The organism is Rhodoplanes tepidamans (assembly GCF_030813915.1).
In the GTDB taxonomy this organism is placed as follows: Bacteria; Pseudomonadota; Alphaproteobacteria; order Rhizobiales; family Xanthobacteraceae; genus Rhodoplanes; species Rhodoplanes tepidamans.
In genome coordinates, this window is record NZ_JAUSUJ010000022.1 from 1 (window position 1) to 15,721 (window position 15,721).

Annotated in this window: 15 protein-coding genes; 3 read left to right on the forward strand and 12 right to left on the reverse strand. The window is 69.2% G+C overall.

Annotated elements, in window-relative coordinates; all coding sequences use genetic code 11:
- Positions 1-181 precede the first annotated feature (181 nt).
- Positions 182-457 (reverse strand): hypothetical protein, encoded by a 276-nt coding sequence (locus tag J2S22_RS22670; RefSeq protein WP_272779559.1) that lies wholly within the window; start codon positions 455-457, stop codon positions 182-184.
- A gap of 430 nt (positions 458-887) precedes the next feature.
- On the opposite strand from J2S22_RS22670, the gene parC reads away from it, so the two are divergent.
- Positions 888-3,140 carry a DNA topoisomerase IV subunit A gene (gene parC / locus J2S22_RS22675; protein WP_272779558.1) on the forward strand — a complete coding sequence of 751 codons (2,253 nt, stop codon included), beginning with the start codon at positions 888-890 and terminating at the stop codon, positions 3,138-3,140.
- Between the two features lie 574 nt (positions 3,141-3,714).
- On the opposite strand, the gene recO is transcribed toward parC, so the two are convergent.
- The 8 genes from recO to rpoZ form a co-directional block, all read right to left on the reverse strand.
- Positions 3,715-4,464, reverse strand: coding sequence for a DNA repair protein RecO (recO, locus tag J2S22_RS22680; RefSeq protein ID WP_272779557.1), 750 nt, complete (start codon positions 4,462-4,464; stop codon positions 3,715-3,717).
- Between the two features lie 151 nt (positions 4,465-4,615).
- Positions 4,616-5,554 (reverse strand): GTPase Era, encoded by a 939-nt coding sequence (era, locus tag J2S22_RS22685; RefSeq protein ID WP_272779556.1) that lies wholly within the window; start codon positions 5,552-5,554, stop codon positions 4,616-4,618.
- Between the two features lie 64 nt (positions 5,555-5,618).
- The gene (rnc, locus tag J2S22_RS22690) at positions 5,619-6,359 is read right to left on the reverse strand and encodes a ribonuclease III (RefSeq protein WP_370878242.1); all 741 of its coding nucleotides are present in this window, start codon (positions 6,357-6,359) and stop codon (positions 5,619-5,621) included.
- The gene (lepB, locus tag J2S22_RS22695) at positions 6,329-7,096 is read right to left on the reverse strand and encodes a signal peptidase I (protein WP_272779554.1); all 768 of its coding nucleotides are present in this window, start codon (positions 7,094-7,096) and stop codon (positions 6,329-6,331) included. Before lepB ends, rnc begins: the two co-directional genes overlap by 31 nt.
- 244 nt (positions 7,097-7,340) lie before the next feature.
- Entirely contained in the window at positions 7,341-7,763 is a 423-nt protein-coding gene (gene acpS, locus J2S22_RS22700) for a holo-ACP synthase (protein WP_272779553.1), read from the reverse strand.
- A 36-nt stretch (positions 7,764-7,799) separates the two neighbouring features.
- Entirely contained in the window at positions 7,800-8,561 is a 762-nt protein-coding gene (locus tag J2S22_RS22705; RefSeq protein ID WP_272779552.1) for a pyridoxine 5'-phosphate synthase, read from the reverse strand.
- 145 nt (positions 8,562-8,706) lie between these two features.
- Positions 8,707-10,986, reverse strand: coding sequence for a RelA/SpoT family protein (locus J2S22_RS22710; protein WP_272779565.1), 2,280 nt, complete (start codon positions 10,984-10,986; stop codon positions 8,707-8,709).
- Between the two features lie 422 nt (positions 10,987-11,408).
- Positions 11,409-11,816, reverse strand: a complete 408-nt coding sequence (gene rpoZ, locus J2S22_RS22715; RefSeq protein WP_272779551.1) for a DNA-directed RNA polymerase subunit omega — start codon at positions 11,814-11,816, stop codon at positions 11,409-11,411.
- A gap of 336 nt (positions 11,817-12,152) precedes the next feature.
- Here rpoZ and J2S22_RS22720 point away from each other — a divergent pair, with 336 nt between their 5' ends.
- Together J2S22_RS22720 and J2S22_RS22725 are read left to right on the forward strand one after the other, a co-directional pair.
- On the forward strand, positions 12,153-12,806 hold the full coding sequence (locus J2S22_RS22720) for a LabA-like NYN domain-containing protein (RefSeq protein ID WP_272779550.1): 654 nt from the start codon (positions 12,153-12,155) through the stop codon (positions 12,804-12,806).
- A gap of 67 nt (positions 12,807-12,873) precedes the next feature.
- Positions 12,874-13,557 (forward strand): uracil-DNA glycosylase, encoded by a 684-nt coding sequence (locus J2S22_RS22725; protein WP_272779564.1) that lies wholly within the window; start codon positions 12,874-12,876, stop codon positions 13,555-13,557.
- A gap of 57 nt (positions 13,558-13,614) precedes the next feature.
- Here the strand turns inward: J2S22_RS22725 and smpB are convergent, their stop codons facing one another.
- The 3 genes from smpB to dapA form a co-directional block, all read right to left on the reverse strand.
- Positions 13,615-14,103, reverse strand: coding sequence for an SsrA-binding protein SmpB (smpB, locus tag J2S22_RS22730; protein ID WP_272779549.1), 489 nt, complete (start codon positions 14,101-14,103; stop codon positions 13,615-13,617).
- A gap of 9 nt (positions 14,104-14,112) precedes the next feature.
- A complete protein-coding gene (gene mscL, locus J2S22_RS22735; protein WP_272779548.1) occupies positions 14,113-14,541 on the reverse strand; it encodes a large conductance mechanosensitive channel protein MscL in 429 nt (142 codons plus the stop codon).
- A 77-nt stretch (positions 14,542-14,618) separates the two neighbouring features.
- Positions 14,619-15,509: a 4-hydroxy-tetrahydrodipicolinate synthase gene (dapA, locus tag J2S22_RS22740; protein ID WP_272779547.1), complete on the reverse strand. Its 891-nt coding sequence runs from the start codon at positions 15,507-15,509 to the stop codon at positions 14,619-14,621.
- Between the last annotated feature and the right edge of the window lie 212 nt (positions 15,510-15,721).

A 15,721-nucleotide genomic window follows, 5' to 3' on the forward strand; every position in this document is an offset into this window, starting at 1 on the left:
CCCCCACAATCGCAGCAATAGCAGACCTGAACGAAACGGGAATTGTGTCACCCATGTCCCAGGTCAGATCTGTAACCTATGTTCCCGGTTGCTCAGGGCCGCGCTTCTCGATCCGAACAAAGACCGGCCCGCGAACGGGCCGGTCTCGTTTCATGCAGAAGAACGTCGGGGCGCGGAACGCTCAGCAGCGGCCCCACACGCTGCGGCCGCGCCAGTGGCAGCGCGGGCGGCTGCCCCAGCGCCAGTGGCTGCGGTTGGGGCCGTGGATGTAGCCGCGGCTGCCCCAGCGCCAGTGGCTGCGGCGGGCGCCGTGCCACTGCGCCTGGACCACGGCGTCGTGCACCTCGGCGGCCGACAGAAGACCCGCCGCCCCGCCGACCGGAGCAGCCGACGCCGGCGCCACGCCGGCCAGCCCGATACCCGCGGCGACGGCCGCAGCCAGGATCAATCCACGCATCTCGATCTCCTCTCTGACCGCACCACCCGAAACGGGCCCGGCCACACGACGGCCGGCGGCGGTCCATGCCTCGGGGAAAGCTTCGCGTCGAAGTCAGGCCTTCAATCAGGGTTCGCCCTCGTCGGCGGGTCCTCCGTTTGGTGTCGCGGATCACCGGAATCGCGACTTGTCGGTCTTCTTGGCCGTGCTTGCAGTGCCGTGCTTTCAGTGCCGTGCTTTCAGTGCCGTGCTCGCAGGGGCTGGCGGGCGGCCCGGGCGGGCCGGACGGCGGCAGCGGCCGCCGGTTCGGCACAACAGCCTAGAATCCCAGCAACATTATGGAAACATCGTTCATCCGGGGTTCATCGGCCGGCCGCCCGTTACCGCGACCGTGACAACGCACGAGCCGCGATATTGTTCGGGCCGGGCGCGCGGGCTATTCGATCGGCCCATGACCAAGACGCTGATTCCCTCCGATCCGTCGGACGTGCACGATGTCGCCCTGCGCGAGGCGCTGGAGGAGCGCTACCTCGCCTACGCGCTCTCGACCATCATGCACCGCGCCCTGCCGGACGCCCGCGACGGCCTCAAGCCGGTGCACCGGCGCCTTCTCTACGCGATGCGCGAGCTGCGCCTCGATCCCGGCGCGACGTTCAAGAAATGCGCCCGCGTGGTCGGCGACGTCATCGGCAAGTACCACCCGCACGGCGACCAGGCCGTCTACGACGCGCTGGTGCGCCTCGCCCAGGATTTCTCGGTCCGCTACCCGCTGGTCGACGGCCAGGGCAATTTCGGCAACATCGACGGCGATAACGCCGCCGCGATGCGATACACCGAGTCGCGCCTCACCGAGGTCGCCCGGCTGATGCTCGACGGGCTCGACGAGAACGCCGTCGACTTCCGCCCGACCTATGACGGCTCCGAGCAGGAGCCGGTGGTGCTGCCCGGCGCCTTCCCGAACCTGCTCGCCAACGGCGCCCAGGGCATCGCGGTCGGCATGGCGACCGCCATCCCGCCCCACAACGTCGCCGAGCTGTGCGACGCCGCCCTGCACCTGATCGAGCACCCGGACGCCAAGCCCAAGGCCCTGCTGAAATACGTGCCGGGCCCGGACTTCCCGACCGGCGGCCTGATCATCGACAGCCGCGCCACCATCGCCGAAGCCTACGAGACCGGCCGCGGCTCGTTCCGGGTGCGGGCCCGCTGGCACAAGGAGGACGGCGCCCGCGGCACCTGGCAGATCGTCATCACCGAGATCCCGTGGCTGGTGCAGAAGTCGCGGCTGGTCGAGCGGATCGCCGATCTGCTCAACGAGAAGAAGCTGCCTCTGGTCGGCGACGTGCGCGACGAATCGGCCGAGGACGTGCGCCTCGTCATCGAGCCGCGGGCCAAGACGGTCGACGCCGAGCTCCTGATGGAGTCGCTGTTCAAGCTGACCGACCTCGAGTCGCGCATCCCGCTCAACATGAACGTGCTGGTGCAGGGCCGCATCCCCAGGGTGATCGGCCTCGCCGAGGCGCTTCGCGAGTGGCTCGACCACCGCCGCGACGTGCTGCTGCGGCGCGCGAACCACCGGCTCGACCAGATCGCCCACCGGCTCGAGGTGCTGGGCGGCTATCTCGTCGCCTATCTGAACCTCGACGAGGTGATCCGGATCATCCGCACCGAGGACGAGCCCAAGCCCGTCCTGATGAAGACCTTCGATCTCACCGAGATCCAGGCGGACGCCATCCTCAACATGCGGCTGCGCAACCTGCGCAAGCTGGAGGAGATGGAGATCCGCTCCGAGGACAAGGCGCTGCGCGCCGAGCAGCGCGACCTGAAGGCCCTGGTCGGGTCCGAGGCCAAGCAGTGGGCCAGGATCGCCGAGCAGATCCGGGAGGTGCGCGCCACCTTCGGGCCGAAGACCAAGCTCGGCAAGCGCCGCACCGGCTTCGCCGAGGCGCCGACCCACGACGAGGCGGCGATCGAGGAGGCCATGGTGATCCGCGAGCCGATCACCGTGGTGGTGTCCGAGAAGGGCTGGATCCGGGCGCTCAAGGGCACCGTGACCGACCTCTCCGGGGTGCAGTTCAAGTCCGACGACAAGCTCAAGTTCGCCTTCCCGGCCGAGACCACGTCGAAGCTGACGGTGCTCGCCACCAACGGCCGCTTCTACACGCTGGAGGCCGGCAAGCTGCCGGGCGGCCGCGGCCACGGCGAGCCGGTGCGCCTCTACATCGACATGGAGCAGGAGGCCGATCTCGTCGCCGTCTTCCCCTTCGTCGGCGGCCGCAAGTTCCTGGTGGCGAGCCGCGGCGGCCACGGCTTCGTGGTCGGCGAGGACGAGTGCCTCGCCAACACGCGGCGCGGCAAGCAGGTGCTCAATGTCGAGATGCCGGACGAGGCGCGGGTGGTGGCGACCGTCACGGGCGACCAGGTCGCGGTGATCGGCGAGAACCGCAAGCTCCTGGTCTTCCCGCTCGACCAGGTGCCGGAGATGAACCGCGGCCGCGGCGTGCGGCTGCAGAAGTACAAGGACGGCGGCCTTTCCGACGTGAAGACCTTCGTGGGCGCCGAGGGCCTCACCTGGACGGATTCGGCGGGCCGCACCTTCACGCTGAGCCTGAAGGAGCTCGCCGACTGGCGCGGCAACCGCGCCGACGCCGGCCGCCTGCCGCCCAAGGGCTTCCCGCGCAGCGGCAAGTTCGAGAACGGGATCTGAGTCTGGTCTCGGATGATCGGCTCGCCTGAGCGGCGCGGCAGGCACCGCTTCCCTTTTGCCTTGCGGGAGGAGTCGCCGCGGGGCCGATCGGCCGGGACGGCGTCGCACAGGACGACATCGAACGGGACGACAATCGAACGCAGGAGGCCCGCCACGGGGTTCGCCGTGACGGGCCTCGATCTCGGCCGCGGCCGGGTGGGATCATCGCCCGGCCGTCGGCAATTCAATCAGGCAGAGCGCTACGCCCGGGCGATGCGCCATGCATTCCGCAGGGCGTCGACGCGCGCGAGCGGGTAGCGGCGGTAGATGCCGTAGTGCATGACAAAACGTCGAACGAATGCGTTCATGGTGACCCTCTGACGTTTCTATCCCACCGACAACACTCGAGAGGCCGGGTTTGTTCCTTCGGCTCTCCGCTTTTTCGACCAGGATATGGCCAAACGGCGCCTCATTTCCAGAGGTATCACAGTCTTGTAAAATATTCTTGACGCTGCATTGCAGCGTTCCTGCCGCAGCCGCGAAAACAACTCGGCGGTATTTGCGGAAAGCGCAAAACGTCTGGGGCAAAGGCTGGCTAGACGTTCGCAGTGCAGCACGCCGGCGCGCCGGCCCGCATCACGGCTGCCAGGAACGCCGCGCGGGCGTCCGGCAGGGGCACGCCGCGCGGCTCGAAGACATGGCGGGCGAGAAAGAAGCCGGTCATCCGGAAGGCGTCGGCGAGCTCGTCGCCGGAGGCCTCGTCGTGGTCCTCGGCGAGAAAGCCCGGCAGCGGCAGCAGCCGGTCGTGCCAGGGCGCGCCGACGCTCCGCGACACCGCCCGGCCGGACTTCGGCGAGACGTAGACGAGGTCGACATCCGCCCCACTGACGGCGCAGCGGTCGAGATCGAGGCCGAAGCCGAGCTCGGCGAGAAGCTGCAGCTCGAAGCGCACCACCAGCGCACCCGCCAGCGCCGGCTCGGCGATGCGGTCGAGGATCAGCTCCAGGGCGTCGTGGACGATCGGGTGCGGGTCGCGCTCCGGCAGCAGGCGGGTCAGCGCGGCGAGATGGACGACGCCGTAGAGGGCGTGCGGCCGGGCGAGCAGCGCGCCGGCGCGCAGCCGCACCCCTTCCACCGCGTAGTTGCCGAGATGCTCGTCGAGCCGCGCCCGCCAGGTCGCGGCGACCCGGTTGCCGGGCTGCAGCACCGCCTGCAGGCGCGGCCCCGCCCCGCCCCGCACCAGCCCGAGATGGCGGCCGCGCTCGCGCGTCATCAGCTCGACGATGGCGCTCGTCTCGCCGTGCCGCCGCACCCCGAGCACGATGCCTTCCTCGGACCACTGCATGGGGAAGGTTTAGACCGGGATTCGACGGGGCGGAAGCGGCTCGGTGGACCGCGTCTTCGCAGCCTGCATCCAGCGCAGCGGAATGCGGGATCCGCCCCCCGCCCCGCATTCCGCTGGCGCTTCATGCGGGCAACAGCGGCTGCGCCGCCGCCTACCCCTTCGGAAACTCCAGACCCATCTCGCGATAGCGCTCGGGGTCGTCCGACCAGTTCTCGCGCACCTTCACGAACAGGAACAGGTGGACCTTCTGGTCGATCAGCTTGGCGAGCTCCGCCCGCGCGTCGGAGCCGATCGACTTGATGGTGTGGCCGCCCTTGCCGAGCACGATCTTCCGCTGGCTCTCGCGCTCGACGAAGATGGTCTGCTCGATGCGCACCGAGCCGTCGGGCTGCTCGATCCACTGGTCGGTCTCGACCGTCGAGCGATAGGGCAGCTCCTGGTGCAGCTTGAGGAACAGCTTTTCGCGCGTGATCTCGGCCGCGAGGCTGCGCATCGGCGCGTCCGACATCTGGTCCTCGGGATAGAGCCACGGCCCCTCCGGCACCTGCGCGGCGAGCCTCTGGGCGAGATCCGGCACACCGTTGCCGCTCATCGCCGAGATCATGAACGTGTCCGTGAAGGGCACGCGCTCGTTGGCGGCCTGCGCCAGCGCCAGCAGGGCGGGCTTGGCGACCAGATCGACCTTGTTGAGCACCAGCGTCTTCGGCTGGCGCACCTCCTTCAGCTTCTCGACGATCGCCGACGTCTCCTCGTCGAGGCCGCGCTTGGCGTCGACCACCAGCACGGCGAGGTCGGCATCGTGGGCGCCCGACCAGGCGGTGGTGACCATCGCCCGCTCCAGCCGGCGGCGCGGCAGGAAGATGCCGGGCGTGTCGACGAAGATCAGCTGCGCGGCGTCGACGATGGTGATGCCGCGCACCAGCGTGCGGGTGGTCTGCACCTTGGGGCTGACGATCGTCACCTTGCTGCCGACCAGCGCGTTGACGAGCGTCGACTTCCCGACGTTCGGCGCGCCGATCACGGCGACGAAGCCGCACCGGGTGCCCTTCGGCGGCGCGGCGGGCGTGGACGGGATCTCGGTGTCGCTCATCGGGGCTCGCAATCGGGACAGTCGGAACGAAACAGTCGGGACGAACCGGCCGGAACCGGCCGGATCAGGCCTCGGCGGGGGCGCTCTGCACCCCCTCGCGGACCAGGAAGGCGGAGGCGGCGGCCTGCTCGGCGGCGCGCTTGGAGCGGCCGACGCCCTCGGCGGAGGGCAGGTCGGGCAGCTCGACGACGACCCGGAACTCGGGATCGTGATGCGGGCCGGTGCGCTCGACCTCGCGGTAGTTCGGGGTCGGCAGCCCCCGCCCCTGCGCCCATTCCTGCAGGATGGTCTTGGAGTCGCGCAGCGGCCGCTTGGGCTTGCGCATGCGCTCGCCCCACAGCGCCTCGATCATGGCGACGGCGGCCGGGTAGCCGCCGTCGACGAACACGGCGCCGATCACGGCCTCGCACACGTCGGCCAGGATCGCGGTGCGGCGGCGCCCGCCGGCATTCGCCTCGGAGACGCCGAGCTTGATGGCCGGGCCGAGATCGAGGGCGCGAGCGACGTCGGCACAGGTCTCGCGCCGGACGAGGTCGGCGAGCCGGCGCGACAGCTCGCCCTCCTCGGCCTTCGGGAAGGCGCGGTAGAGCATGTCGGAGACGACGAGGCCGAGGACGTGGTCGCCGAGGAACTCGAGGCGCTGGTAGCTGCCGGTGCGGCTCTTGCCCGACATCGCCGAGATGTGGGTCAGCGCCGTCTCCAGCAGCGTCTTGTCGGAGAACGTATAGGCGATGCGCTCTTCGAGCTCGCGCCGGCCGGTCTTGGTCCGCGCGCTCATCTGACCAGTGTCAGCAGCCGGCCCCATCGCACCGTCCAAGGCCAGCTCCAGACGTGCCAGGCCGGCACGCCATCGCCCACCGAGAAGAAGATCACCTGGGCCCGGCCGATGATGTTGTCGAGCGGCACGTAGCCGACCTGGCTCAGCACCCGGCTGTCGGTCGAGTTGTCGCGGTTGTCGCCCATCATGAAGAAGTGGCCGGGCGGCACCTCGTAGACCGGGGTGTTGTCGAGGAAGCCGTTGTCCTGCAGGTCGAGGGTCTCGTAGGAGACGCCGTTCGGCAGGGTCTCCTTCCAGCGCCGCACCCGCACGGTGCGGCCGCCCTCCTCGTCGACATAGTCGGCGACGCGCTCGCGCTTCACCGGCTGGCCGTTGATGTGCAGGAGGCCGCCGACCATCTGGATGCGGTCGCCGGGCAGGCCGATCACCCGCTTGATGTAGTCGGTCGAGTCGTCCTTGGGCAGGCGGAACACCACCACGTCGCCGCGCGCCGGCTCCGACCCCATGATGCGGCCGTCGAACAGCGGCAGCGACAGCGGGAAGGAGTAGCGGCTGTAGCCGTAGGAGTATTTCGAGACGAACAGGTAGTCGCCGATCAGCAGCGTCGCCATCATCGAGCCGGACGGGATGTTGAACGGCTGGAACAGGAACGTGCGGATGACGAGCGCGATGATGAGGGCGTGAAAGATGACGCGGGCGGTCTCGAGAAGCCCACCTTCCTTCTTCTTTTCCTGCGGCTTCTCTTGGCTGTCGTACACGCTCATAGGCCTCTCGTTGTTCGCCTGCACTCGTCCTTTGCCGCGACGGCAGGCCACGAGGGCCGGACCAGGACAGTCGACGTTCGGCGATGAACCCGTCGGCGATAGGCCGGTCGGCGAAGACCCGGTCGGCGTTCGACCGGCCGGCGGGCACCCCGGCGGCCAGGTCCCGGTCCCGGGGCGACCCGGGCGACGATGAAATCGGCGCGGTTGCGTCCTGGTTCTAGCGGCTCGGCGCCCGGCGTGCAATTCACGCGCCGCGCTCTCCCCCGCCGGATCGCGGTACCGCCGAGATCACCACGAAGGCCTGGGCGAGCGGGTACTCGTCGGTCAGCGCGAGGTCGATCTGGACGTCACAGCCGGCCGGCGTGATGGCGGCGAGCCGTTCGGCGGCCCCGCCGGTGAGCCGCAGGGTCGGCTTGCCGGACGGCAGGTTGACCACGCCGAGATCGCGGAAGAACACGCCCCGGCGGAACCCGGTGCCGAGCGCCTTGGCGCAGGCCTCCTTGGCGGCGAACCGCTTGGCGTAGGTCTCGGCGCGGTTCTTGCGCCGCTCGGCCAGCGCCCGCTCGACCGGGGTGAAGCAGCGCTCGACGAAGCGGTCGCCGTGCCGTTCGAGCGTCCTCTCGATGCGGCGGATGTCGCACAGGTCGGTGCCGATGCCGATGATCACGCGCTCGTGCCTCCGTGCCGGCTCACGCCGTCATCCTCACCGTCCGGCCGCCGCACGGCCGCGTTGCATGGCGGCCCGCATGCGGCGGATCGCTCCGGCGAGGCCGTCGAACACCGCCTCGGCGACCAGCCAGTGGCCGATGTTGAGCTCGACCACCTCGGGCAGCGCCGCGATCGCCTCGGCCGTCATCGGGTCGAGCCCGTGGCCGGCATGAACCTCGAGCCCGCGCGCCTTCGCTTCGCGGGCGGCACGGACGATGCGCTCGAACTCGGCCCTAGCGAGGATGCGGTCGCCGGCCGCCACGGCCTCGCACCAGGTGCCGGTGTGCAGCTCGACCACCGGGGCGCCGACCGCCACGGCGGCGTCGAACTGGACCGGATCGGGCGCGACGAACAGCGACACCCGGATCCCGCCGGCCGCGAGCGCCTTCACCCGTGGCCCCAGCTCGTCGACCTGGCCGGCGGCGTCGAGGCCGCCCTCGGTGGTGCGCTCCTCGCGGCGCTCCGGCACCAGGCAGGCGGCGTGCGGCTTCAGCTTCAGGGCGATCTCCACCATCTCGGGCGTCGCCGCCATCTCCATGTTGAGCGGCACCGTCAGGTGGCTCTTCAGCCGCGCCATGTCGTCGTCGCGGATGTGGCGGCGGTCCTCGCGCAGATGCGCCGTGATGCCGTCCGCCCCGGCCGCGACGGCGATCTCGGCGCCGCGCAGCGGATCGGGATGGCGTCCGCCGCGGGCGTTCCGCAGGGTCGCGACATGGTCGATGTTGACGCCGAGGCGAAGGGGAGGAAGGGACGTCACGCGTCTGAACTCCGGACTCCGGCCGACACCGGCCGGGCCGCCGGTGTGCCGCAGATCTTTCGCGGACTCAAGGTGTACCCGGCACGGCGCCCGCGCGCCTTCTCCCCGCACGCGGGGAGAGGTAAGAGGCGCGCCGGGCGCCGCCCTACCCCACCACGCGGTCCGCCTTGGCCACCACGGTCTTGGCGCGGAGCTGGGCGATGATCGCGGTGAGGTGCTTGAGGTCGTAGACCTCGAGATCGATGGTGAGCTCGCTGAAGTCCGGCGACGACCGGCTCATCTTCAGATTGTCGATGTTGCCGTCGTGGTCGGCGATCACCTGGGCGACCTGGGCGAGCGAGCCGGGCTCGTTGACCGACTGCACGGCGATGCGGGCCGGGAAGCGCTGCGGGCTCTTCTCGTCGATGTCCCAGCGCACGTCGAGCCAGCGCTCGGGCTGCTCCTCGAACGCGGTCAGCGCCGGCGACTGGATCGGGTAGATGGTGATCCCCTCGCCCGGCGTCATGATGCCGACGATGCGGTCGCCCGGCACGGCGCCGCCGTTGGGGGCGAAGCGCACCGGCAGGTCGCGGTTGATGCCGCGGATCGGGATGGCGTCCTCGGGGGCGCCCGGCACCTTGAACTTGACGGCCTGGCCGGTCTTCAGCCCGAACCAGCTCTTGTCCGGCTTGGGCACCGCGGTCGCGCGCTCCTCCTTGTAGTCCGGATACATGGCGCGGACGACGTCGGACGCCTTGATCTCGCTGCGGCCGACCGCGGCGAACACGTCCTCGATGGTGGCGCGGGCGAGCCGCGGCAGCGCCCCGGCGAGCTTCTCGTTGGAGTATTCGCGCTTGGCGCGCTGGCACAGGCGCTCGACGATGCGCTTGCCGAGCTCGGCATACTGGTTGCGCACCGCGACCCTGGTGGCGCGCCGGATGGCGGCCCGCGCCTTGCCGGTGACGACCACCGACTCCCACGCCGCCGGCAGCGCGTTGGGGCCGCGCGCGGTGAGGATCTCCACCTCGTCGCCGTTGTGCAGCTCGGAGATCAGGGGCGCGATCTTGCCGTTGATCTTGCAGCCGACCGCCCGGTTGCCGACGTCGGTGTGGACCGCATAGGCGAAGTCGATCGGGGTCGCGGCGCGCGGCAGCGCGATCAGCTTGCCCTTGGGGGTGAAGCAGAACACCTGGTCGTGGAACAGCTCGAGCTTGGTGTGCTCGAGGAACTCCTCCGGATTGGAGCCGACCGCCAGGAGCTCGATGGTGCGGCGCAGCCATGCATAGGCGTTCGATTCGCGGGTCAGCGTCTCCGAGGGCGAGCCGAGATCGTCCTTGTAGAGGGCGTGCGCGGCGATGCCGTACTCGGCGATCTCGTCCATCTCGTGGGTGCGGATCTGCAGCTCGACGCGCTGGTTGCGCGGCCCGATCACGGTGGTGTGGATCGAGCGGTAGTCGTTCTGCTTCGGGGTCGAGATGTAGTCCTTGAAGCGGCCCGGCACGACCGGCCAGGTGGTGTGGACGACGCCGAGCGCCTGGTAGCAGTCGGCGAGCGTCGCGACGATCGCCCGGAAGGCGTAGATGTCGGAGAGCTGCTCGAAGCCGAGCGCCTTGCGCTCCATCTTGCGCCACACCGAATAGGCGTGCTTGCGGCGGCCGAACACGGTCGCCTTGATGCCGCGCGCCGCGAGCTTGGAGGTCAGCTGCTGCTCGATCTCGGCGATCAGGTCGCTGTTGCGGGCGGCGAGGCGCTCGAGCCGCGCGTCGATCACCTTGAAGGCGTCGGGATGCAGCTCGCGGAACGCCAGGTCCTCGAGCTCGCTGCGCATCTCGTGCATGCCCATGCGGCCGGCGAGCGGCGCATAGATGTCGATCGTCTCCTCGGCGATGCGGCCGCGCTTCTCGACCGGCATGTAGACGAGGGTGCGCATGTTGTGCAGCCGGTCGGCGAGCTTGACCAGCAGCACCCGCACGTCCTCGGCGATGGCGAGGAGGAGCTTGCGCAGGTTCTCGGCCTGCTTGGCCTCGCGCGAGACGAGCTCGAGTCTCTTGAGCTTGGTCAGGCCTTCGACCAGGTGGCCGATGTCCGCCCCGAAGATGTCGTCGATGTCGGTGCGGGTGGCGTCGGTGTCCTCGATGGTGTCGTGCAGCAGCGCCGCGACGATCGTCGCGTCGTCGAGCTTGAGGTCGGTGAGGATCGCCGCGACCTCGAGCGGGTGCGAGAAGTACGGGTCGCCGGAGGCGCGCTTCTGCTCGCCATGCGCCTTCATGGCGTAGACATAGGCGCGGTTGAGCAGGTCCTCGTTGGTGTTCGGGTTGTACTTGCGGACCCGCTCGACCAGCTCGTACTGGCGCATCATCCGCTTGGCCGGTGCCGGCGGCGGCTCGGCCGGAGTCCCGGACGGCGCGGGGCCGCGCGGCGCCTGGAGCGGCGCCTGAATCTGCATCCGCGGCAGCTTCGTCACCGGGGGACCCACCCTTCACCTCCTCGACCGACACAAGGCCCGACCGGCCGGTCCGGCCGGCCCGTGGCTTGCGATTCGCGCCTGTCGCCCGTCCCCGTCACGCTCCCGTCACGGCCCGCGGCATGTCGATGACGCGGGGATGACGGGCGCTCGACGCATCCGTGACGACGGATCCGTGACGGCGGCCGGCGCGAACCGCCGTTCACGATAACATGGCGCCGAGTTCCTACCGCAACAACAACGCCGTGACGCAAAAAGCCGCGACGGCTCGACGACCGACCCGACCCGGCCGACCCGACCCGGCCGACCCGACAACGAAAAACCGGCGGGCCGAAGGCGCCGCCGGTTCGCAATCGATCAACAGGCCGTGCGCCGTGCGGGCGCCCGGCCGCGAGCCCGCGGGCTCACTCCTCGTCGTCGGTCTCGACCGGCTCCGGCCGCTCCTCGGGGGGCGCCAGACCCTCGAGCCCCTTGAGGAGCTCCTCCTCGGTCATCCGCTCCAGCACGACCTCGGTGTCGTCGGCGTCGACACCCTCGCCGCCGGCGCCGATCAGCGGGATCGCCTCGGGCTCCGGCTCGTCCACCTCGACATACTTCTGCAGCGAGTGGACCAGCTCTTCCTTGAGGTCCTCGGGCGAGATCGTCTCGTCGGCGATCTCACGGAGCGCGACGACGGGGTTCTTGTCGTTGTCGCGATCGACCGTGATCTGGGCGCCGGAGGAGATCATGCGGGCGCGATGCCCGGCCAGGAGAACGAGCTCGAACCGGTTGCTGACCTTGTCGATGCAGTCTTCGACGGTGACGCGTGCCATGCGAGGGCGGACTCCTGGATCGAATTCCTGTGGGGTTTGGCTCTCTCGTAACCGCCCGCGCCCGAAAGTGCAACGGTCGACAGGCCAGGATTGCAATTTTTTATGAGGTATTTCTGTCGTGAATTGAGTAGAACAAAGAACGCAGAACGGATATGTGATTGACTGACGCGGAATTTGGATGCAGCCCTTGCTTCTGCGTGGCAAGCCCGTGACGACCAATTTGGGTCGCGCCCCATCCGAACTGTCCGTACATAAGGTGTCGACGCAGCGAGTCCGGATCCGCGGCCATTCACGGCCCGTATCCCCTATACTAAGATACCAAATAACGAGAGACCCATGGCAGTGCCAAGCGAAAAAATCGCTCTGTTCATCGATGGAGCAAATCTGTACGCGACTGCGAAGTCGCTTGGATTTGACATCGATTACAAGCGATTACTGCGCGAGTTCCAGGGCCGAGGCTATCTTCTGCGCGCGTTCTATTACACGGCTGTCGTAGAGGATCAGGAATATTCGTCGATTCGCCCCCTGATCGACTGGCTCGACTACAACGGCTACACGGTGGTGACCAAGGCCACCAAGGAGTTCGTCGACCAGACCGGCCGGCGCAAGGTGAAGGGCAACATGGACATCGAGCTCGCGGTCGATGCCATGGAGATCGCCGGCAACATCGACCACATGGTGCTGTTCTCCGGCGATGGCGACTTCCGGTCGCTGGTCGAGGCCGTGCAGCGGCGCGGCGTCCGGGTCACCGTGGTGTCGACCATCTCGACCCAGCCGCCCATGGTGGCGGACGAGCTGCGCCGGCAGGCCGACGTGTTCCTCGACATCGTCGAGTTGCAGCCGAAGATCGGCCGCGACCCCGGCGAGCGTGCCGAGCGGGCGGCCCGGGAGCCGCGGCACACGCCGCAGTTCCTCACCCGCGGCACCACGCCGCGATCGTCGACACCGGCCCCGGCGCCGGCCAACGGCGACACGTTCGACGAAGACTGACGGTCCGATCGTGCCCCGGCCGTCCGTCGCCGCGTCCCGACGGGCCGAGCATGCGCTCGGCTCGGCGCTGGAGGTCGGGCCGGCGGAGCCGGACCGCGACTGCCCGCGCTGCCCCCGTCTGGTCGAGTTCCGCGAGACCTGGCGGGCCAAGCGGCCCGACTGGGAGAACGCGCCGGTGCCGTCCTTCGGTCCGGTCGAGGCGCGCCTGCTGATCGTCGGCCTCGCCCCCGGCCTGCAGGGCGCCAACCGCACCGGGCGGCCGTTCACCGGCGACTATGCCGGCGACCTGCTCTACGCCACCCTGACGGAGTTCGGCTTCGCCACCGGCACTTACGCGGCACGCCCGGACGACGGGCTGACCCTGATCGACGCCCGCATCACCAACGCGGTGCGCTGCGTGCCGCCGGAGAACAAGCCGACCGGGCCGGAGATCGCCACCTGCCGGCCGTTCCTCGTCGCGACCATGGCCGAGATGCCGAAGCTCGCCGCCATCGTGGCGCTCGGCCGCATCGCCCACGACACCCTGATGGGCACGCTCGGCTGGAAGAAGTCCGCCCGCCCGTTCGGCCACGGCGCGGTTCACGCCGGCTCCCACGGCACCTCGTCGACCTGGCCGCAGCGCCCCCTGACCGTCTTCGACAGCTATCACTGCTCCCGCTACAACACGAACACGGGCGTGCTCACGCCGGCGATGTTCCGGGCGGTGTTCTCGGCCGTGCGGGCCCATGTCGACGGGGCCGCGGCTCGCTGACGCGACGATACGAATCCGGTTTCATTCCATCGGACTTCATTCCGCCGGCCGCCGGGTTCACCCCTTCACGCTGGCGCGCAGCAGCCGGCCCTTCTCGCGGTTCCAGTCGCGCTGCTTCTCGGTCTCGCGCTTGTCGTGGAGCTTCTTGCCGCGGCCGAGCGCCAGCTCGATCTTGGCGCGGCCACGGTCGTTGAAATACATGCGCAGCGGCACGATGGTCATGCCCTCGCGCTCGGTGCCCTGGGCCAGCTTGGCGATCTGCCGCTTGTGCAGCAGCAGCTTGCGGCGCCGCTTCGGCTCGTGCTGGAAGAACGGGCCGGCCTGCCCGTATTCGGGGATGTTGGCGTTCACGAGCCAGATCTCCCCGCCCTTCGCTTCGGCATAGGATTCTGCAATCGTCGCGCGGCCTTGGCGCAACGACTTCACCTCCGATCCGAGCAGCGCGATGCCGGCCTCGAAGGTCTCGCCGATTTCGTAGTGGAAGCGCGCCTTGCGGTTGTCCGCAACGACCTTGCGCGCCTTCTCCCTGTCCTTGTCGTCAGCCATGGTCTCGGTTCACGGGCGCGCGCCCTGCTGCATTCTCAGCAGGTCGCGGATCTCGGTCAGGAGCTCCTCCTGACGCGGCGGCGTCGGCGGCTTCGCCGGCACCTCTTGGCGCAGCCTGTTCATCGCCTTGACCACCAGGAAGAGCACCCAGGCGACGATCACGAAGTTGATGCAGAGCGTCAGAAAGCTACCCCATGCCAATACAGCGCCTTGTTTTTTCGCCTCGACGAGCGTGTCCGCCGTGACCTTCGGGGAGAGCGGCAGGAAGTGGTTCGAGAAGTCGAGCCCACCCGTCACGGCGCCGATCAGCGGCATGAACACGTCGGCGACCAGCGACTGGACGATGTTGCCGAAGGCGGCTCCGATGACGACGCCGACCGCCAGGTCGACGACGTTGCCGCGCACGGCGAACGTCTTGAACTCCTCGAGGATCGGCATGGGTCGGGGGCTCCGCCGGATATGGTGGTAAAGCGTGCCCCCGGCAACGGCCGGAACCGGGTGGTGTTCCGGCCCGGCTAGTTGATCAGCCCGGCATGCACCATGGCGTCGCGCACCGCCTGCTTGGTCTTCTCCGAGCACGGCACCATCGGCAGCCGCACCGTGTCGGCGCACCGGCCGAGCACCGAGACCGCATACTTGATGGGCGACGGATTGGTCTCCAGGAACAGCGCCTGGTGCAGCGGCAGCAGCTTGTCCTGCAGGGCGAGCGCGGTGGCGTAGTCGCCCTTCAGGCAGGCGCCCTGGAACTCGGCGCACAGCCGCGGCGCGACGTTCGAGGTCACCGAGATGCAGCCGTGGCCGCCATGCGCCATGAAGCCGAGCGCGGTGCCGTCCTCGCCGGAGAGCTGGTTGAAGTCTTCGCCGACCACGGCGCGCTGCTGCGAGACGCGCAGCACGTTGGCGGTGGCGTCCTTCACGCCGGCGATGTTCGGCAGCTCGAACAGGCGCTTCATGGTGTCGACCGACATGTCGATCACCGAGCGGGCCGGGATGTTGTAGATGATGATCGGGATTCCGATCGCGTCGTTGACGGCCTTGAAGTGCTGGTACAGGCCCTCCTGGGTGGGCTTGTTGTAGTAGGGCGTGACGACGAGGACGCCCGCCGCGCCGGCCTTCTCGGCGTGCTGCGACAGCGCGATCGCCTCGGCCGTCGAGTTCGAGCCGGCGCCGGCGATCACCGGCACCCTGCCCTTGGCCTGGTCGATGCACCACTCGACGACGCGGTGATGCTCGTCGTGAGACAGCGTCGGGCTCTCGCCCGTGGTGCCGACCGGCACGAGGCCGTTGGTACCTTCGGCGATCTGCCAGTCGACCAGCGCCCGGAAGGCCGCCTCGTCGATCGAGCCGTTCTTGAACGGCGTCACCAGGGCCGTGAAGGAACCTCTGAAATTGCTCTTGGCGGCCATTTGAAATCACTCCTGCGTCGCGGCTTCGCCCCGGATCGGCGCGGCGACGAAGACGCATTGTTATCGGGTCGGATCGGACGATGAAAGCCCTGATCGCAGCGGCGCCCGCGCCCGGCGGGCGGTCCGCCGGGCGGCACCGCGGGCGTGCGCCCGCTCCATGCTCGCGCCGCGATTGCGCCGAAACATGGCCATGTTCGGACCGGATTAGAGAT